The organism is Streptomyces huasconensis (assembly GCF_021028635.1).
In the GTDB taxonomy this organism is placed as follows: Bacteria; Actinomycetota; Actinomycetes; order Streptomycetales; family Streptomycetaceae; genus Streptomyces; species Streptomyces huasconensis.
In genome coordinates, this window is record NZ_CP086119.1 from 2,962,377 (window position 1) to 2,980,642 (window position 18,266).

The window sequence follows — 18,266 nt, forward strand, 5'->3', positions numbered from 1 at the left end:
GGGGGTCAGAACAGCTTGCCCGGGTTGAGGAGGTGGTGCGGGTCGAAGGCGGCTTTGACGGCCCGCTGCATCTCCACTCCCACCGGGCCGATCTCGCGGGCCAGCCACTCCTTCTTGAGGACGCCGACGCCGTGTTCGCCGGTGATGGTGCCGCCGAGTTCGAGACCGAGGGCCATGATCTCGTCGAAGGACTCCCGGGCGCGCCGGGCCTCGTCGGCGTCCGCCGCGTCGAAGCAGACGGTGGGGTGCGTGTTGCCGTCGCCCGCGTGCGCGCAGACGCCGATGGTCAGGCCGTACTTCTCGCCGATGCGTTCGACGCCGTCGAGCATCTCGGCCAGCCTGGAGCGCGGCACGCACACGTCGTCGATCATCGTGGTGCCCTTGACGGCCTCAAGGGCAGTGAGGGACAACCGCCGCGCCTGGAGCAGGAGTTCCGACTCGGCGGCATCCTCGGCCGGGACGACCTGGGTGGCGCCCGCGGCCTCGCAGAGCGCGCCGACCGCGGCGAGATCGGCCGCGGGGTCCGGGGTGTCGAAGGCGGCGAGGAGGAGGGCCTCGGTGGTCTCGGGCAGCCCCATGTTCGCGAGCGCGTTGACGGCCCGCACGGTCGTACGGTCCATCAGTTCCAGCAGTGACGGGACGTGGCCGCCCTCCATGATCGCGCAGACGGCGTCGCAGGCGGCCGCCGTCGATCCGAACTCGGCGGCCAGCACCAGCTGTTGCGGCGGCTTCGGCTTCAGCGCGAGGACGGCGCGGACGACGATGCCGAGGCTGCCCTCGGAGCCGACGAACAGCCGCGTGAGGTCGTAGCCTGCGACGCCCTTGGCGGTGCGGCGGCCGGTGCTCATGAGCCGCCCGTCGGCGAGGACGACGTCGAGCCCGAGGACGTACTCCGCGGTGACGCCGTACTTCACGCAGCACAGGCCGCCGGAGGCCGTGCCGATGTTCCCGCCGATGGTGCACATCTCCCAACTGGAGGGATCGGGCGGGTAGTACAGGCCGTGTTCGCCCACCGCGCGGGAGAGCGCGGCGTTGACGACGCCCGGCTCGACGACGGCGATCCGGTCGACCGGGCTGATCTCCAGGATGCGGTTCATCTTGACGAGGGACAGCACGATGCAGCCGTCGGTGGCGTTGGCGGCGCCGGACAGGCCGGTGCGGGCGCCCTGCGGCACCACCGGGACGCGCAGCGCGGTGGCGGTGCGCATGACGTGCTGGACCTGCTCGACGGTGCGGGGCAGGACGACGACGGCGGGGGCACCGGCGTCGCAGAAGCTCGCCATGTCGTGGGAGTACGCGGACGTGACGTCCGGGTCCGTGAGGACCGCCTCGGCGGGCAGGCCCTCCTGGAGCAGTTCGATGAGGGTGCGGCTCATGATCACAGCGTCGCACCCGGGGCCATCGGTGTGAACCCGTGTGCGACGCCCTTCCCCGTGCCGGGATGTGCTCTTCGTATTGACGCACAGTGAGCGTCATGAAGCGTTACGGGTCCCCTCTGAAGCCCTACCGGTCCCCGCGGAAGCCTTACGGGTCCTCCCCGAAGCCTTACCGGCCCCCGATGAGGTCTTCGGTGCGGCGTGCGCTGGTCTTCTCCGCGGCGGGGTCGGTGGCGCTCGGGGCCGCCTATGTGCTGGTGCCGCTGGACCGCGGGGACGCCTCGCCGCCCGCGCTCGGGCCGGTGGGGCGGGCCCGGGTGGCCGTGGCGGCGGGCAGGCCGGCCGCGCCGGCGGATCTGGCGGCGCTCATCGGGGACCGGGAGGCGCACCTGCGGACGCACCCGCGGGACGAGCACTCCTGGGCGGTGCTGGGCTCGGCGTATGTGGCGCGGGGCGCGCGCACCGCCGATGTCGCGTACTACCCGAAGGCCGAACAGGCGCTGCGCACGTCGCTGCGGACGCGGTCCGCGGGCAACCCGGAGGCCCTGCTGGGGCTCACGGCGCTCGCCAACGCCCGGCACGACTTCCGGGCGGCCCGCATGTGGGGCGAGCAGGCGGTGCGGCAGGCCCCGAAGCGGTGGGCGGCCTACCCGGCGCTGATCGACGCCTATAGCGGGCTCGGCGACGCCAAAGGGGTCGGCAAGGCCCTGGACTCCCTCAAGAAGCTGGGCCCGCGCTCCGCCGTGAAGGCGCGCGCCGGGCAGGTCTACCGCGACCGCGGCTGGCGCGAGGACGCCAACGCGGCCCTGACGGACGCGGCGGCGCTCGCCGAGACCCCGGCGGAGCAGGCGGCGTCCCTGCACCGCGTCGGGGAGCTGGCCTGGGAGCGGGGCGAACCGGCCGTGGCGCTGCGCCAGTACGACGCGGCGCTCGCCGCCGATCCCGACCACCATGCCTCGCTGGCGGGCCGGGGCCGGGCGCTCGCGGCGCTCGGCCGTACGTCGGAGGCGCTGCACGCGTACCGCTCGGCGCTCACCCGGCAGCCGCTGCCCGAGTACGCGGTGGAACTCGGCGAGCTGTACGAGGCACTGAAGCTGCGGCCCGCCGCGCGCGCCCAGTACGACGTGGTGCGGGCGCGGGTGAAGGAGGAGAGTGCGGGCGGCGTCAACAACGAACGGGTGCTCGGTCTCTTCGAGGCGGACCACGGCGATCCGGAGACCGCCGTGGCGCGGCTGAAGGCGGAGTACAAGCGGCACGGCAACCCGCAGACGGCGGACGCGCTGGGCTGGGCGCTGCACCGCGCCGGTGAGGGCGAGAAGGGCCTGAAGCTGGTCACCAAGGCGATCGCCAAGGGCCCGCGCAGCGCGCTGTTCGCCTACCACCGGGGGGAGATCGAACGGCAGCTCGGCCGGTACGGGGCGGCGCGGCGGCACATCGGGGAGGCCCTGCGGACCAACCCGTACTTCTCGCCGCTGCACGTGCCGAGGGCGAAGCGGGCCCTGGCGGCGCTGGGCGAGCCGCCGGAGGGCGGCCCGGAGGAGGTGTACGAGTCGGCCCCGGCGGCGGCGCCGGGCCCCGAGCGTCCGCGGCGGACGGAGCCGGGCGGGTCGGCGCCCGGCTCCGCGCAGCGGCAGCCCTCGCGGCGCCAGGTCGCGCCGCGCCAGGCGTCGCCCCGTCCCTGGACCTCGCGCCGGGCCGCGCCGAGCACTCCGCGCCGGTCGTCCCCCTCGGCCCCCGCCCGCGTGCGCACGGCGTCACCCGGCCGCTGAGTCCGGGCCGGGCGGCGGGCCCCACGGTGCCTCCAGGGCGGCCCGCAGGGCGTCGGCCAGGTCCGCGCCGATGCGTGCGGCGAGCTGCTCCTCGATGCGGGCGAGGGCGGCCTTGGCCAGGCGGTGGGCGCGTTCCCCCTCGGCGGTGCGCCGGATCAGGCGCTGCCTCGCGGAGGCGGGGTCGGGGACCTGTTCGAGGATGCCGACGGCGACGAGCTGGTGCACGGCCTGGTGGGCGGTCTGCCGGGTGACGCCCATGCGCCGCGCCAGTTCGGAGACGGTGGTGCCCTCCTGGTCGAGCACGGAGCAGAGCTGCACCTGGGTCGGGGAGACCGGGGTCTCGCCGGCGGCCGCCATGGCCGCGGAGAGTCCCTCGTCGCACCAGCGGCGGGCCTCGCCGAGGAGTTGGGGCAGGTCGCGCTGGGTGGTCGGCATTTTTCCTCACAGATGTGCTCACCGGCTTGCTCACCGGCCCTCGCGAATGTCAGGCTACCTGACATTCCCTTTCCGGCATTCTCCGATCCAACTCCCCGGAGCCTTCCATGACCATCGAGTACGCCACGCGCTACCGGCCGGCCTCCCGCATCCCCGCCGACCCCGGCAAGCCCTACTTCATCGAGAAGGGCGAGGGAGACCGCGCCCACCTCTTCGGCGACCTGGTCACCGTCTACGCGGGCGGCGAGCAGACCGAGAACACCTTCAACTTCTTCACCGTCGAGGGCCCCAAGGGCGACCTCATCCCGGCCCACATGCACGCCGACACCCACGAGGTCTTCTACGTCACCCAGGGCGCCGTCCGGCTGTTCGTCGAGGACACCGAGGGCGTCCAGCAGGAGAAGCTGCTCACCCCCGGCGACTTCGGCTTCGTACCGAAGAACTGCACGCACGCCTACCGCATGGAGCGCCACCACAGCCAGGTCGTCGGCGTCGCCGCGGGCCCCGGCGGCACCTTCGAGCGGTTCTTCGAGAACCTCGGCGCGCCCACGGAGCAGCACGGCCTGCCGCACCGGCCGCTCATACCCGAGCCGCACAAGTTCGGCACCGTCCCGCAGGAGTACGACGTGAACTTCCTCCCCGGCCACCAGTGGCGCACCCGGTGACCGGGCCCGCGCTGCGGCGGCTGGTCGCCGCGCCCCACCCCGACCGGGCCCCGCTGCCGCCCGCGGCGGTGCGTGAGCCGGGCGTGCGCGAACTGCGCGGCGTGCCCTACCACCAGGCATCGGGCAGCCGCCCCCTGGAACTCGACCTGTGGCTGCCGGGTACCGCCCCGGCGGCCGGCCCGGCGCCGCTGGTGCTGTTCGTGCACGGCGGTGCCTGGCTCCAGGGGCGGCGCGACGACATGGGTCCGCGCACCCGGCAGTGGGCTCCGGGGCCGTTCGCGCGCATCGCGGCGGCGGGCTCCGCCGTGGCCTGCGTCGACTACCGGCTCAGCGGCGAGGCGGCCTTCCCGGCCCCGCTGGACGACGTCCGCGCCGCCCTGCGCTGGCTGGCCCTGCGCGGCCCGGAACTCGGCGTCGACGCCGGGCGGACGGTGGTCTGGGGCGAGTCCGCGGGCGGCCACCTCGCCTCGCTCCTCGCGCTGGACGAGCCGGGCGTGGCCGGTGCCGTGATCTGGTACGGGCCGAGCGATCTGACCGCCGCCCGAGGCCCGTTCCGCCCCGAGGACCCCGCCACCCCGGAAGCGCTCCTGCTGGGCGCGGCCCCGGCTGCCCTACCGGAGACGGCGCGGGCGGCCAGTCCGCTGGCCCGCGTCCGCCCGGGGGCGCCGCCCTTCCTGCTGGTGCACGGGGACGCGGACACGATGGTGGACCACTCGCACAGCGCGTCGCTGGCGGCCGCGCTGCGCGGGGCGGGGGCGGCGGCGGACCTGTGGACGGTCCCCGGCGCGGACCACGGCTGGCACGGCCTGCCCGAAGCCGAGGTGGAGCGGATCTTCACGCGCTCGCTGGACTTCGTACGCGCCCGCACGTCGAAGGCCTGAACGCCGGTCGCCGGACAGGACCGAGGGAGATCGGGCCTGTCCGGCGATGGAGGACGAACTGGGCGCAGCCCGCGATCGACGGCGCCCGAAGACTCCCCGGCGGCTAGAGGTTGCCCCGCTTCTCCTGCTCCCGCTCGATCGCCTCGAACAGGGCCTTGAAGTTGCCCTTGCCGAAGCCCATGGAGCCGTGCCGCTCGATCATCTCGAAGAAGACGGTCGGGCGGTCCTGGACCGGCTTGGTGAAGATCTGCAGCAGGTAGCCGTCCTCGTCGCGGTCGACGAGGATCTTCAGCTCGCGCAGGGTCTCCACGGGCACGCGGGTCTCACCGGCCCACTCGCCGAGCGTGTCGTAGTACGAGTCGGGGGTGTCGAGGAACTGGACGCCCGCCGCGCGCATCGTGCGCACCGATTCGACGATGTCGTTGGTGGCGAGCGCGATGTGCTGGACACCCGCGCCGCCGTAGAACTCCAGGTACTCGTCGATCTGCGACTTCTTCTTGGCGATGGCGGGCTCGTTGATCGGGAACTTCACCTTGAGGGTGCCGTCCGCGACCACCTTCGACATCAGCGCGCTGTACTCGGTCGCGATGTCGTCGCCCACGAACTCCTTCATGTTCGTGAAGCCCATGACCTTGTTGTAGAAGCCGACCCACTCGTTCATCTTGCCGAGTTCGACGTTGCCGACGCAGTGGTCGATCGCCTGGAAGGTCCGCTTGGCCGGCGGCTCGACCATCGGCTGCGCGGAGACGAAACCGGGCAGGTAGGGCCCGTCGTACCCGGAGCGCTCCACCAGCGTGTGACGGGTCTTGCCGTAGGTGGCGATGGCGGCGAGCACGACCGTGCCGTTCTCGTCCTTCTCCTCGTACGGCTCGACGATGCCGCGCGCGCCGTGCTCGACGGCGTACGCGTACGCGGCGCGGGCGTCCGGGACCTCGATGGCGAGGTCGATGACGCCGTCGCCGTGCTCGGCCACGTGGGTGGCGAGGAAGTGGCCCCAGTCGGTGGAGGCCTTGATGACGGAGGTGAACACGAAGCGGGCGGCGCCGTTCGTGAGCACGTAACTGGCGGTCTCGCGGCTGCCGTTCTCCGGTCCGGAGTAGGCCACGAGCTTCATGCCGAACGCCGTGGAGTAGTAGTGCGCCGCCTGCTTGGCGTTGCCCACGGCGAAGACGACCGCGTCCATTCCCTTGACCGGGAAGGGATCGGCCTCGCGCGCGGTGTCCGGGGAAGTGTGGGTGGTGGTCTCAGTCATGTGCCGAGGCTCCCGCCGATCCACAAGGTGCGCAATAGTTCGCGTTCTCAGTGGTCAAACTGTCCATTGGATGACCAGGATGGGCGGGCTATCTGTACATGATGACCACCCGGGAGGCCGCATGGCGATCGATCATCTGGACGGCAGGCTCATCGTGCTCCTGGCGCGGGAGCCGCGCATCGGGGTTCTGGAGGCGTCCCGCAGGCTCGGGGTGGCGCGCGGCACGGTGCAGGCGCGGATGGACCGGCTTCAGTCCAATGGAGTCATCCGCGGGTTCGGCCCGGAGGTCGACCCGGCGGCGCTCGGCTACCCCGTCACGGCGTTCGCGACGCTGGAGATCAAACAGGGGCAGGGCGCGGACGTGCGGGCGCACTTGGCGACCGTCGCCGAGGTGCTGGAGCTGCACACCATCACGGGCCACGGCGACATGCTCTGCCGCCTCGTGGCGCGGTCGAACGCCGATCTCCAACGTGTGATCGACCGGGTCGTGGGTTTTGATGGCATCGTCCGGGCCTCCACCGCGATCGTCATGGAGAACCCCGTTCCGCTGCGGATCATCCCGCTCGTGGAGCAGGCGTCCCAAGATGTCTGAGGAAGATCGCCGAGCCCGGGAGGAGCACTCCTGAGAGGCGAGGTGAGCACGTCGGTGGATTTCTGGGACTACCTCGGCGCCCGGCACGAACAGCTGCTGACGGACGCGTACCAGCACGCCTCGGCCGTCTTCCAGTGCATGGTCGTGGCCACCGTTCTGGGCGTGCTGATCGGCGTGCTCACCTACCGCAGCGGGTGGGCGGGCAACGTCGCCACGACGGTCACCTCCACCGTGCTCACCGTTCCCTCGCTCGCCATGATCGGCCTGCTGATCCCGGTCGTCGGGCTCGGCGTCGCCCCGACCGTCGTGGCGCTGACCCTGTACGGCCTGCTGCCCATCGTGCGCAACGCCATCGTCGGCCTGCGGGGTGTGGACCCCACGCTCGTCGACGCGGCGAAGGGCATCGGGATGTCCCGGGCCGCCCGGCTCTTCCGGGTGGAGCTGCCGATCGCCTGGCCGCCGATCCTCACCGGCATCCGGGTCTCCACCCAGATGCTGATGGGCATCGCCGCCATCGCCGCGTACGCCTCCGGGCCCGGCCTCGGCAACGTGATCTTCCGCGGCATCGGCTCGCTCGGCAGCAGGAACGCGCTCAACCAGGTGCTCGCTGGCACGCTGGGCATCGTCGTCCTGGCGCTGCTCTTCGACGCCGCCTATGTCCTGATCGGCCGGCTGACCATCCCGAGGGGTATCCGTGTCTGAGCCCACCGCGCCCGGTACCGCCGCCTCCGGGGCGACGATCGAGCTGGAGAACCTCACCAAGCGCTACCCGGGCAGCCCCGAACCGGCCGTGGACAGCGTCAGCATGGAGATCGGGGCGGGCGAGACGGTGATCTTCGTCGGGCCGTCCGGCTGCGGCAAGTCGACGACCCTGAAGATGATCAACCGCCTGATCGAGCCGACCGGCGGCCGCATCCGCATCAACGGCGAGGACGTCACCGACATCGACCCGGTGAAGCTGCGCCGCAAGGTCGGATACGCCATCCAGTCCTCCGGGCTCTTCCCGCACATGACAGTCGCCCAGAACATCGCCCTCGTACCGAAGATGATCGGCTGGGGCAAGGCCCGCATCCGCTCCCGGGTGGAGGAGATGCTCGACCTGGTCGGCCTCGACCCCGGCGAGTTCCACGACCGCTACCCGCGACAGCTCTCCGGCGGCCAGCAGCAACGCGTGGGTGTGGCACGGGCGTTGGCGGCCGACCCGCCGGTGCTGCTGATGGACGAGCCGTTCGGTGCCGTCGACCCGATCACCCGCGACCACCTCCAGGACGAGCTGATCCGGCTCCAGAGCGAGCTGCACAAGACCATCGTCTTCGTCACGCACGACTTCGACGAGGCCATCAAGCTCGGTGACCGCATCGCCGTGCTGCGCGAGCGCTCGCACATCGCGCAGTTCGACACGCCCGAGGCGATCCTCACCAACCCCGCGGACGACTTCGTCTCCGGTTTCGTCGGCGCGGGCGCGGCGCTCAAGCGGCTGAACCTGACGCGCGTACGCGATGTGGAGATCGCCGACGTGCCGACGGTGACCGTCGACGACCCGCTCCAGGACATCTTCGACAAGCTGCGCGGCGGCACCACCAACGAACTGCTCCTGCTCGACAAGCGGGGCCGCCCCTACAAGTGGCTGCGCCGCGGCGACCTGATGCGCGCCCGGGGCTCCCTGGCCCGCGCGGGCACCCTCGTCCACGACACGGTGACCCGCGACGCCACGCTGCGCGACGCGCTCGAAGCGGTGCTCACCGACAACGCGGGCCGGGTCGCGGTGACCGGGCGGCGCGGCGAGTACACGGGCGTGGTGGACATGGAGACGCTGCTGAACTCCGTCCACGAGATGCTGGAGGCCGACCGCCTCGACGCCATCGAGCACCAGCACGACCTGGAGGAGCAGCGCGCCCAGTTGACCCACCAGGAGCAGGAGGGCGCGGGTCCCGGCCCCGGGGGTCTCGGCGGGGCGGCGCGGGCATGAGGCCGCACGACCACCGCCCCGAGGGGGAGCACGAGGTCAAGGGCGTCGCCTTCCGTGACGCGGGCGGGAGCGAGCAGGAGGCGCCGCCGCCCCCGGCCGCGGGGCGGCAGGCGCGCCGGGTCACGTGGCAGAAGGTCACGTTCCTGCCCGCCGTCCTCGTGGCGGTCCTGCTGCTCACCTGGGGGTGGTTCCAGCAGACGGACCTGGACTCGATCTCCAGGAACGCGCTGGCGGACGGCAACGTCTGGCTCCGGCTCCGCCAGCACATCCAGCTGACCGTGATCTCCACCTTCTTCGTGCTGATCATCGCCATCCCGCTCGGCATCCTGCTGACCCGCGGGAAGCTGCGCAGGGCGGCCCCGGCCGCGATGGCGCTGGCCAACATCGGCCAGGCGACCCCGGCGATCGGCCTGCTGGCCCTGCTGGTGATCTGGCTGGGCATCGGCGAGAAGGCGGCCCTGATCGGCATCATCGTCTACGCCGTCCTGCCGGTCCTGTCCAACACCATCGCGGGCCTGAAGGCGAACGACCCGACGCTGCTCGAAGCGGCGCGCGGCATCGGCATGTCCCCGCTGGGCGTCCTCGGCAAGGTCGAACTCCCCCTGGCGGTCCCGCTGATCCTCGCGGGCGTGCGGACGGCGCTCGTGCTGAACGTCGGTACGGCGACGCTCGCCACGTTCGGCGGGGGCGGCGGCCTGGGCGACCTGATCACGACGGGGATGACCAACCAGCGCATGCCGGTCCTGCTGCTGGGCTCGATCCTGACGATCGTGCTGGCGCTGCTGGTGGACTGGCTGGCGTCGCTGGCCGAACTGTTCCTGCGCCCGCGCGGGCTGGAGGCGGGCTCATGAGGCCGACGACACGGACGACCGCCCTGGCGGTGCTGGCCGGCGCCCTGCTGGTGAGCTGCGGCCTGACCAGCGGCAGCCCCATGGTGGACGACGTGAAGCCCGGCTCCGTCGGCCGGGGCCTGCCCCTCAAGGGCGCCGATCTCACCGTCACGTCCAAGGAGTTCACCGAACAGCTGATCCTCGGCGCGATGATGGGCATCGCCTTCGAGGCGGCGGGCGCGAACGTGCTGGACCGCACCGGCATCCAGGGCTCGATCGGCGCCCGCGAGGCCGTCAGAAGCGGTGACGCGGACGCCATGTACGAGTACACGGGCACCGCCTGGATCACCTACCAGGGCAACACGGAGCCGATCGACGACCCGCGAAAGCAGTGGGAGGCGGTGCGGGACGCGGACCGGAGGAACGGCATCACATGGCTCGCCCCGGCCGCGCTGAACAACACGTACGCGCTGGCGACGAACGCGCGCAACGCGGCGAAGTACAGAACGAAGACGCTCTCGGACGTGGCGGCGCTGGCCAAGTCCGACCCGCAGGCCGTCACGCTCTGCGTGGAGAGCGAGTTCGCCTCGCGCGAGGACGGGCTGCCGGGCATGCAGAAGGAGTACGGGATGAGCCTCCCGGCCGGCAGCATCACCAAGATGGACACCGGCATCATCTACACGCAGGCGGCCAAGGGGGCGTGCGCGTACGGCGAGGTCTTCACCACCGACGGCCGCATCAAGGCGATGGACCTCACGGTGATGGAGGACGACAAGCGCTTCTTCCCCAACTACAACGCGGCCCCGGAGATCAACAGCAAGTCCCTGAAGAAGTACCCGCAGATGGCGGAGATCCTGGCGCCCATCACGGAGAAGCTGACCAACACGGTGGCGCGGGACCTCAACGCGAAGGTGGACGTGGAGGGCCAGGACCCGCACGAGGTGGCGAAGGACTGGCTGATCGCGGAGGGCTTCGTCAAGGAGTAGCCGGGCGGGGAGCAGCCGGGCCGCGGAAGTTACAAAGAACTGCTTGCAAAGAACTGCTTGCAAAGAAACCGTTGCAACCAACTCTTTGCATGGCTACGCTGACGGCATGACGGAACAGTCGCCGCCCCGCAACATCCACCGCCTCGACGCCCGCACACTGCGCGGCCTCGCGCACCCGCTGCGCATGCGGCTGCTCTCCTCGCTGCGCCTCGACGGCCCGGCGACCGCGTCCCAACTCGCCGCGCGCCTAGGCGAGTCGAGCGGGGCGACCAGTTACCACCTGCGCCGGCTCGCGGAGTACGGGTTCGTGGAGGACGACCCGGAGCGGGGCAAGGGGCGGGAGCGGTGGTGGCGTTCGGCCCACCAGGGCACGCGGACCGACGAGCACCTCATCCGCGACCCGGACCCTGAGGTGCGCGGCGCACTGAACACCCTCCTGCACGAGTACGCGACCCAGCGCGCCCAGGAGGTCTCCACCTGGATCGCCACCCGGCACGAGTGGTCACGGGAATGGGACGAGGCCGCGGACACCAGCGACTTCACCCTGGACCTGACGCCCGCGCTCGCCGCCGAGCTGGGCGACAAGGTCCACGAACTCGTGGAGAGCTACCGCGCGTTGGCACCCGAGGCGGACACACCGGACGTGGCCAAGGTGCGCGTCCACTCCCACATCTTCCCGACGCGGCCGAAGGCCGACGGCACCTGAGAGGGGCACGGCATGCATCCCGACGTACACCTGATGCTGCACCACACGCGCGCGACGGAGTTACAGCGCTCCGCACCCGTACGGAACCCCCGCTCCCGGCTCCGCGACCGGTGCGGCTGGACCCTGGTCGAACTGGGGCTGCGCCTGGTCAGCAGCTCGGGACCCGCGCGCCCTTCCGCAGGGCCCGCAGCGAGTCGACCGTTCCCTTCAATGTCGTGACCGGCACCAGCTTCAGGCCCTTCGGCAGCTCCGCCTGAGCGTCCGCGCACTCGGCCTTCGGGACCAGGAACACCGTCGCGCCGTCGCGCCGCGCGGCCTGTGTCTTCAGGGCGACGCCGCCGACGGGGCCGACCTCGCCGCCGGCCGTGATGGTGCCGGTGCCGGCGATCTTTCCGCCGCCCGTGAGGTCACCGCCGCTGCCGTCGCCGTCCAGCTTGTCGATGATGCCGAGCGAGAGGAACAGCCCGGCGCTCGGACCGCCGATCTTGCCGAGGTCGGCCTTGACGTCCACCTTCCCGGTGCCGTCGAAGCCGCTGGCCTTCAGGTACGACAGCGCCGCCTTCGTGGCGTCGTCCTGCGACCTCCGCATGTCGCCGAGGTTGTGCTTCTGGACTTCCTTGACGTCGTCGCCGGTCGGGTAGACCGAGTCCTTCGGCATCACCGCGCGGTCGGTGCGGAACCAGCCGTCGATCACGTCGCCGAGCCGTACGTCCATCTGCGGGCCGGTGGCCACGATGGTCGTCATGCGCAGCTCGCCCTTGGTCTCGCGGGTGGGCGCGCCGGTGATCGTGAGCACCGGCTTGCCCTCGTGCTCCCCCAGGACGTTCGCCGTGCCACCGGGCTGCGCCACGGCGAACGGCAGCGGCGCAAGTGCCGCGACGGCTAGCAGGGTCGCCACGGGCAGGGCGCAGACGGCGAGGGCCTGGGGGCGCGTGAAACGAGGGAGGGAGAAGACCACGGGATCAATCTAACGTGACGGGCGGGCGGCCCATCGAGCACGGCCCCGGCATGATCAAGCCCATCCGGCAATCGAGGACGGCGCGACCCATATCAAGCCCGTCCGGCGATTGAGGACGAGCTCGGCGCAGCCGGCGATCTCCCGGGCGCCCACAGACTCCGCTCGCCCCGCGGCCTCAGCGCAGCGCGTCGGCCACCTCCCGGGCCGCGTCCACCACCCGCGGCCCGACCCGCTCCGGCACGGAGTCGGCGAGCATCACCACGCCCACGCTGCCCTCTATCCCGGTCACGCCGACCAGCGGCGCCGCGGCCCCGCTGGCCCCTGCCTCCAGTTCGCCGTGGGTGAGCGCGTAGCCGGGGTCGGTCACCAGGCCCTGGCGGGCGGCCAGGATGGCGCGGCCCGCGGCGCCCCGGTCCAGGGGGTGCCGGAAGCCCGTGCGGTACGCGACGTGGTAGTCGGTCCACGTGGGTTCGACGACGGCGACCGCGAGGGCCTCCGTGCCGTCGACCAGGGTCAGGTGGGCCGTCGCCCCGATGTCCTCGGCGAGCGAGCGCAGCGCGGGCAGCGCGGCCTCGCGCACCAGCGGGTGCACCTGGCGGCCCAGGCGCAGCACGCCGAGGCCGACGCGGGCCCGGCCGCCCAGGTCCCGTCGCACCAGGGCGTGCTGTTCGAGGGTGGCGAGCAGGCGGTACACCACGGTGCGGTTCACGCCGAGCTTGTTGGACAGCTCGGTGACCGTGAGGCCATGGTCGGTGTCGGCCAGCAGCTTGAGGACGCGCAGTCCTCGGTCCAGCGTCTGGGATGTCTCCGCGGTCACGACGCCCACTCCTTTGGTGAGGGTCGGCGGCCTCCTCACGCGGCGGTTGCGCCGCCGGTCCCGTGGGCGACGCGCGTCAGAGGCCGCCGGTCGGAACACCGGCTGCGCTCCGCGGCGGCGCTGCCACGGGGCGTGTGCGTGTGCGGGGACACTAGCGAGCCCGTCCCGCTGAGCGGAAGACTCGGTCCAGAATCCGGGCATGGGGGCGCCCGCACCGCCCCCATCTGCCCCGTTACGCGTGGCGCGCAGATCCGGACAGGCGTACGACATCCGCACAGGCCCTCCCCACTCGGAACGCCCGCCTCCCGTGCCTCGCGGGAACGCCGGGGTCACTTCATGCGGGTGGCCCACTCCTGCACCTTGGCGATGCGCTGCCGCAGCTGCCCCGCCGTGGCCTCCGCGCTCGGCGGCCCGCCGCAGGTGCGCCGCAGCTCGGTGTGGATCACGCCGTGCGGCTTCCCGCTCTGGTGGACGTACGCGCCGACCATCGTGTTCAGCTGCTTCCGCAGCCCGAGGAGTTCCTTGTGGGAGACCACGGGCCGCCGCTCGGCCGGCAGTTCGAGGAGGTCGGCCTCCTCGTCCGGCTTCTTGCGGCTGTGCGCGATCTGCCGGGCCTGCCGCTTCTGGAGCAGCATCTGGACCTGGTCGGGTTCGAGGAGACCGGGGATGCCCAGGTAGTCCTGCTCCTCCTCGCTGCCCGGGTGCGCCTGCATGCCGAACTCGGCGCCGTCGAAGAGCACCCGGTCGAAGACGGCCTCGGACTCCAGCGCCTCGAAGGAGAACTGCTCCTGCTCGCCGGTGTCCTCGTCCTCCTGCTTGTTCGCCTCGTCCATCTCCTTCTCGGACTCGGCGTAGGGGTCCTCCTCGCCCTCCTTCTTCGGCTTGTCGAGGGCGTGGTCGCGCTCGACCTCCATCTCGTTGGCGAAGGTCAGCAGGTCCGGGACGGTCGGCAGGAACACGGACGCGGTCTCGCCGCGCCGCCGGGACCGCACGAAACGGCCGACGGCCTGCGCGAAGAACAGCGGCGTCGAGATCGTCGTCGCGTACACGCCGACCGCCAGGCGCGGCACGTCGACGCCCTCGGACACCATGCGGACGGCGACCATCCACCGGTCGGTGCTCGCGCTGAAGTCGTCGATGCGCTGCGAGGCGCCGGCGTCGTCGGAGAGGACGAGGGTGGCCTTGGCCCCGGTGATCTCGCGGATCAGCTTGGCGTAGGCGCGCGCGGAGTCCTGGTCGGAGGCGATGACGAGCCCGCCCGCGTCCGGGATGGCCTTGCGGACCTCGGTGAGCCGCGTGTCGGCGGCCTTGAGGACGTTCGGCATCCACTCGCCGCGCGGGTCGAGCGCGGTCCGCCAGGCCTGCGAGACGGCGTCCTTGGTCATCGGCTCGCCGAGCCGCGCCGCGATCTCGTCGCCCGCCTTCGTGCGCCACCGCATGTTGCCCGAGTACGACAGGAAGATCACCGGCCGCACGACGCCGTCGCCGAGCGCGCTGCCGTAGCCGTAGGTGTAGTCGGCGGAGGAGCGCCGGATGCCGTCGTTGCCCTCCTCGTACGTGACGAAGGGGATCGGGTTGGTGTCGGACCGGAAGGGCGTACCGGTGAGCGCGAGGCGCCGGGTCGCGGGCTCGAACGCTTCGAGGCACGCCTCGCCCCACGACTTCGAGTCACCGGCGTGGTGGATCTCGTCGAGGATCACGAGGGTCTTGCGCTGCTCGGAGCGGTTGCGGTGCAGCATCGGGCGGACGCCGACACCCGCGTACGTCACGGCGACGCCGTGGTACTCCTTGCTGAGCGGGCCAGCGCTGTACTCGGGGTCCAGCTTGATGCCGATCCGGGCCGCCGCCTCGGCCCACTGCTTCTTCAGGTGCTCGGTGGGCGCGACCACGGTGACCTGCTGCACGACATGGTGGTGCAGCAGCCACGACGCGAGCGTGAGCGCGAACGTCGTCTTGCCGGCGCCGGGGGTGGCGACGGCCAGGAAGTCTCGCGGCTGCTCCTGGATGTACTTCTCCATCGCCCCCTGCTGCCAGGCGCGCAGCTTGTTGGCGGTGCCCCAGGGGGCGCGGCCGGGGAAGGCCGGGGAGAGGTGGTGGGAGGAGTTGGCGGCGGCGCTGGTGGTAGTCACGGTCTCCGGGTTTTTACGGCTCGGGTACGTACGACAACCGGGCCACCCTACCGGTGAGCTGTTGCCGTACCGCCGGGTTCGGGGCGGCTGCCGGGGCGGGTGCGACGGGTGTCACACGAGGGGTCCATGAGGGCTCAGGGCCTGCGTTCCGTCAGCCGGGTGCCGATCCAGGCTCCCACCAGGGCGACGGCGGCCATCGGCAGGAAGACGGCCGCGAAGGCACCCGGATGCGACGCCGAGACCCCGTCCGTGCCGTGGCCCGCGCCCACCGTGCCTCCGCCGAGCGCGGCGAACGCGGCGCCGCCCACGGCGAGCAGCAGGACGTTCGAGAGCCCGTCGGAGATCTGGAGCGCGGCCGAGTTCGACCCCGCGTCCTCGGGCGCCGACAGCTGGAGCAGCAGCACGCTCGTGGAGGCGATGACCAGGCCCATGCCGAAGCAGCCGAAGCCCCAGGCGACCGCGATGATCCACACCGGCACGGCCTCGATGAGGACGGTGGGCGCGGCGGCTATGGACGCCGCGACGAGCACCATCCCCGCCGCCACGAGCCGCGTCCGGTGCGGCTCCATGCGGGGCCTCGACTGTACGTACGACCCGAAGGCCCAGGTCGCCCCGCCCACCGCGATCGAGAGCCCGGCCATGGTCGGGCTCAGCCCCCGCTGCGTGACGAGCATCAGCGGCACGAAGGACTCGGCGGCGATGAACGACCCCGCCGCCACCCCGCGCAGCAGCACCACGGAGGGCAGGCCGCGGGCGGCGCGGTAGGTGCCGCGCGGCAGCAGTCCGAGGACGGCGGGCACGAGGACGACGGCGCCGAGCACCGCCGGGAGCAGCGAGGACCACCGCAGGTCCTGACCCGCGTACTGAAGGAGCGCCGCGCCCAGCGAGATCCCGAGCGCGAGGCGGATGCGGCGCCGGTCGAAGGGCGCGACGGGCGCCGACGCGTCGACGGGCCCGGCGGCGGTCCGCCGTATCGCGGGCAGCGCGAGGGCGAAGCGGCACGACGACGAGGACGGGGATGCCGACGAAGACCCACCGCCACCCGAGATGCTCGGTGACTGTGCCGGACACCAGCGGCCCGACGACGGACGGCACGACCCAGCTCGCCGCGAAGGCCGCCATGATGGCGGGGCGGAGGTGTTCGGGATACGCCCGGCTGACGACCACGTACAGCGCGACGATGACGAGCCCGCCGCCGAGCCCCTGCACGGCGCGCCCCGCGATGAACAGCCACATCACGCTCGCGGTGCCGCTGAGCAGCAGCCCCGCCGCGAAGAGCGAGATGCCGCCCGCCAGCGGGCCGAGCGGCCCCCGCCGGTCGGCCCACTGCCCGCTGAACACCATGCCGAAGAGGCTGGTCGTGAAGTACCCCGAGAACGCGAAGGCGTACAGCGCGACCCCGTCCAGCTCCCGCGCGGCGACCGGCATCGCGGTCCCGACGGCGGTCGCCTCGAAGGCGATCAGCAGCACGACGGAAACGATGCCGATGCTGAGGGCGCGGTAGGGCCTGCCGAGGACACCGGGGCCCTCCGGGCGGGGCGGGGCGGTGGTCTCGGCGGCGACGCCAGTCTCGGTCATGCGCCTCAGGGTAAGAGGCGTGGGCGTGTTTTACCCCTGTCCGGAGGCGGGGGTTCAGTGGGCCGTTGGTCGTACGTCCGCGAGGAAGCGGGACCAGGTGGCGGGGGTGACGGTGAGGTGGGGGGCGGTGGGGGTCTTGGAGTCGCGGATGTGGATGGTGTGGGGGGTGGGGGCGGCGACTTCGACGCAGTCGTTGCCGTCACCACTGCTGCTGTGGCTGCTTTTGTGCCAGCCCTGGGCGACCTCTACGCAGTCCTCGCCGTTACTACTGCTGCTGTAGCTGCTCTTTCGCCAGTCCAGGGCGACTTCGACGCAGTCACCGGACTCGTTGCTGCTGCTGTAGCTACTCTTGAACCACTCCAGTCCAGAGGCGTCCCCGGCAGAAGCCTTGCGGATCATGTCTCTCCCAGCAGTTCCTCGATGAAGGCCAGCGACTCCCGTGGCGTGAGAGCCTGAGCCCGGATCATTCCATAGCGCAGCTCAAGGATTCTGAGCTGCTTCGGGTCTGAGACCGGACGGCTGTTGAATGCCCCTTCGGAGCGCCCCACGGCCGTACCGTCGCGAAACTTCAGCACCTCGATCAAACCGCCCATTCCCGCGTGATTCTCGCAGTCGAGCGGCATCACTTGGAAGGTCACGTGCCTCAACTGGGCCACCGCCGCCAGGTGTTCGAGTTGCCGCCGCAGCACCATTCTGCCCCCGATGGTGCGTCGGAGCGTCGCCTCTTCCTGCACGAAGCTCAGGGCCGGTGCGGGCGAGCGCTCGAAAATCGCTTGCCGAGCCAAACGTGCAGCCACATCCCGCTCCACTTGATCCTGTGAGTACGACGGTTGCCGCATCTCGAACAGCGCCCGCATGTGCTCCTCTGTCTGGAGCAACCCGTGGATGTTGTGGTTGCTGTAAAGCCCGATCTCGACCGCCCGGCCCTCCAGCTTCGCCAGGTCCCGCGCCTTCTTCGGATACCTGGCCTCCTTCATCTTCTCCTTCATGGCGGCGACCAGACCGCCCGCCCGCAACAGCTCATCCGCCATGTCCAGATACTCCGGCCGAGGAATCCGGACCCCGCGCTCGATCTTCCGGACCATGTCCTCCCCGTAGCCGACCGCGTCGGCGAACTCGGCCACCCGGAGCCCCATCGCCTCCCTCCGCAGCTTCAGATGGTGGCCGACCATTTCGACCGCCGCGCTGATCTCGTCCTCGGGGTCGACGTCCCAACCGGGTTCGTCCACACCGTCGTTGCGTTCTGCCACCGCGCCCACCTCCGACGTCCGTCCAGGTCCAACGCGCACTCGTACCCGTACGTCACCCAAGACAGCCGAGACA

17 protein-coding genes and 1 pseudogene are annotated in these 18,266 nt (G+C 71.7%); 9 read left to right on the forward strand and 9 right to left on the reverse strand.

The window, feature by feature from the left end:
• Positions 1-5: 5 nt before the first annotated feature.
• Complete coding sequence (locus J2N69_RS13365; RefSeq protein WP_230900950.1) at positions 6-1,376, reverse strand: FAD-binding oxidoreductase; 1,371 nt, start codon at positions 1,374-1,376, stop codon at positions 6-8.
• A gap of 182 nt (positions 1,377-1,558) precedes the next feature.
• On the opposite strand from J2N69_RS13365, the gene J2N69_RS13370 reads away from it, so the two are divergent.
• Entirely contained in the window at positions 1,559-3,145 is a 1,587-nt protein-coding gene (locus J2N69_RS13370) for a tetratricopeptide repeat protein (protein WP_230900951.1), read from the forward strand.
• Here J2N69_RS13370 and J2N69_RS13375 read toward each other — a convergent pair.
• The gene (locus J2N69_RS13375) at positions 3,131-3,580 is read right to left on the reverse strand and encodes a MarR family winged helix-turn-helix transcriptional regulator (protein ID WP_230900952.1); all 450 of its coding nucleotides are present in this window, start codon (positions 3,578-3,580) and stop codon (positions 3,131-3,133) included. The genes J2N69_RS13370 and J2N69_RS13375 overlap by 15 nt on opposite strands.
• Positions 3,581-3,687: 107 nt before the next feature.
• Between J2N69_RS13375 and J2N69_RS13380 the strand changes: the two genes are divergently transcribed.
• Both J2N69_RS13380 and J2N69_RS13385 read left to right on the forward strand, forming a co-directional pair.
• Positions 3,688-4,245, forward strand: a complete 558-nt coding sequence (locus tag J2N69_RS13380) for a quercetin 2,3-dioxygenase (protein WP_127910758.1) — start codon at positions 3,688-3,690, stop codon at positions 4,243-4,245.
• The gene (locus J2N69_RS13385) at positions 4,242-5,126 is read left to right on the forward strand and encodes an alpha/beta hydrolase (RefSeq protein ID WP_230900953.1); all 885 of its coding nucleotides are present in this window, start codon (positions 4,242-4,244) and stop codon (positions 5,124-5,126) included. The genes J2N69_RS13380 and J2N69_RS13385 overlap by 4 nt, the downstream gene beginning before the upstream one ends.
• Before the next feature lie 103 nt (positions 5,127-5,229).
• Here J2N69_RS13385 and hppD read toward each other — a convergent pair whose 3' ends face one another.
• A complete protein-coding gene (gene hppD, locus J2N69_RS13390; protein WP_127910759.1) occupies positions 5,230-6,378 on the reverse strand; it encodes a 4-hydroxyphenylpyruvate dioxygenase in 1,149 nt (382 codons plus the stop codon).
• A gap of 121 nt (positions 6,379-6,499) precedes the next feature.
• Here hppD and J2N69_RS13395 point away from each other — a divergent pair, with 121 nt between their 5' ends.
• The 6 genes from J2N69_RS13395 to J2N69_RS13420 all read left to right on the forward strand — a co-directional run bounded on the left by J2N69_RS13395 (position 6,500) and on the right by J2N69_RS13420 (position 11,461).
• Positions 6,500-6,970 (forward strand): Lrp/AsnC family transcriptional regulator, encoded by a 471-nt coding sequence (locus tag J2N69_RS13395; RefSeq protein ID WP_127910760.1) that lies wholly within the window; start codon positions 6,500-6,502, stop codon positions 6,968-6,970.
• Positions 6,971-7,024: 54 nt separating this feature from the next.
• Positions 7,025-7,672 (forward strand): ABC transporter permease, encoded by a 648-nt coding sequence (locus J2N69_RS13400; RefSeq protein ID WP_230904714.1) that lies wholly within the window; start codon positions 7,025-7,027, stop codon positions 7,670-7,672.
• Entirely contained in the window at positions 7,665-8,939 is a 1,275-nt protein-coding gene (locus J2N69_RS13405) for a betaine/proline/choline family ABC transporter ATP-binding protein (RefSeq protein WP_230900954.1), read from the forward strand. Before J2N69_RS13400 ends, J2N69_RS13405 begins: the two co-directional genes overlap by 8 nt.
• Positions 8,936-9,790: an ABC transporter permease gene (locus J2N69_RS13410; protein ID WP_127910763.1), complete on the forward strand. Its 855-nt coding sequence runs from the start codon at positions 8,936-8,938 to the stop codon at positions 9,788-9,790. The genes J2N69_RS13405 and J2N69_RS13410 overlap by 4 nt, the downstream gene beginning before the upstream one ends.
• Positions 9,787-10,755: a glycine betaine ABC transporter substrate-binding protein gene (locus J2N69_RS13415; protein WP_230900955.1), complete on the forward strand. Its 969-nt coding sequence runs from the start codon at positions 9,787-9,789 to the stop codon at positions 10,753-10,755. The genes J2N69_RS13410 and J2N69_RS13415 overlap by 4 nt, the downstream gene beginning before the upstream one ends.
• Before the next feature lie 106 nt (positions 10,756-10,861).
• Positions 10,862-11,461, forward strand: a complete 600-nt coding sequence (locus J2N69_RS13420; RefSeq protein ID WP_230900956.1) for an ArsR/SmtB family transcription factor — start codon at positions 10,862-10,864, stop codon at positions 11,459-11,461.
• A 148-nt stretch (positions 11,462-11,609) separates the two neighbouring features.
• On the opposite strand, the gene J2N69_RS13430 is transcribed toward J2N69_RS13420, so the two are convergent.
• From J2N69_RS13430 to J2N69_RS13455, 6 genes and pseudogenes are all read right to left on the reverse strand, one after another.
• Positions 11,610-12,419: a S16 family serine protease gene (locus J2N69_RS13430; protein ID WP_230900957.1), complete on the reverse strand. Its 810-nt coding sequence runs from the start codon at positions 12,417-12,419 to the stop codon at positions 11,610-11,612.
• A gap of 175 nt (positions 12,420-12,594) precedes the next feature.
• A complete protein-coding gene (locus tag J2N69_RS13435; RefSeq protein ID WP_055702359.1) occupies positions 12,595-13,236 on the reverse strand; it encodes an IclR family transcriptional regulator in 642 nt (213 codons plus the stop codon).
• A gap of 329 nt (positions 13,237-13,565) precedes the next feature.
• Complete coding sequence (locus J2N69_RS13440; protein ID WP_205035511.1) at positions 13,566-15,365, reverse strand: DEAD/DEAH box helicase; 1,800 nt, start codon at positions 15,363-15,365, stop codon at positions 13,566-13,568.
• A 134-nt stretch (positions 15,366-15,499) separates the two neighbouring features.
• Positions 15,500-16,943: pseudogene (locus J2N69_RS13445) on the reverse strand (MFS transporter).
• Between the two features lie 54 nt (positions 16,944-16,997).
• Positions 16,998-17,342: a DUF397 domain-containing protein gene (locus J2N69_RS13450; RefSeq protein WP_230900958.1), complete on the reverse strand. Its 345-nt coding sequence runs from the start codon at positions 17,340-17,342 to the stop codon at positions 16,998-17,000.
• Complete coding sequence (locus tag J2N69_RS13455) at positions 17,339-18,193, reverse strand: helix-turn-helix domain-containing protein (protein ID WP_230900959.1); 855 nt, start codon at positions 18,191-18,193, stop codon at positions 17,339-17,341. Before J2N69_RS13455 ends, J2N69_RS13450 begins: the two co-directional genes overlap by 4 nt.
• Between the last annotated feature and the right edge of the window lie 73 nt (positions 18,194-18,266).

Bases quoted from the DNA above. Each gene is read 5' to 3' on its own strand.
- J2N69_RS13395 (WP_127910760.1), top strand. From the start codon at position 6,500: ATGGCGATCGATCATCTGGACGGCAGGCTCATCGTGCTCCTGGCGCGG.
- J2N69_RS13415 (WP_230900955.1), top strand. From the start codon at position 9,787: ATGAGGCCGACGACACGGACGACCGCCCTGGCGGTGCTGGCCGGCGCC.
- hppD (WP_127910759.1), bottom strand. From the start codon at position 6,378: ATGACTGAGACCACCACCCACACTTCCCCGGACACCGCGCGCGAGGCC.
- J2N69_RS13420 (WP_230900956.1), top strand. From the start codon at position 10,862: ATGACGGAACAGTCGCCGCCCCGCAACATCCACCGCCTCGACGCCCGC.
- J2N69_RS13370 (WP_230900951.1), top strand. From the start codon at position 1,559: ATGAGGTCTTCGGTGCGGCGTGCGCTGGTCTTCTCCGCGGCGGGGTCG.
- J2N69_RS13410 (WP_127910763.1), top strand. From the start codon at position 8,936: ATGAGGCCGCACGACCACCGCCCCGAGGGGGAGCACGAGGTCAAGGGC.
- J2N69_RS13375 (WP_230900952.1), bottom strand. From the start codon at position 3,580: ATGCCGACCACCCAGCGCGACCTGCCCCAACTCCTCGGCGAGGCCCGC.
- J2N69_RS13380 (WP_127910758.1), top strand. From the start codon at position 3,688: ATGACCATCGAGTACGCCACGCGCTACCGGCCGGCCTCCCGCATCCCC.
- J2N69_RS13365 (WP_230900950.1), bottom strand. From the start codon at position 1,376: ATGAGCCGCACCCTCATCGAACTGCTCCAGGAGGGCCTGCCCGCCGAG.
- J2N69_RS13450 (WP_230900958.1), bottom strand. From the start codon at position 17,342: ATGATCCGCAAGGCTTCTGCCGGGGACGCCTCTGGACTGGAGTGGTTC.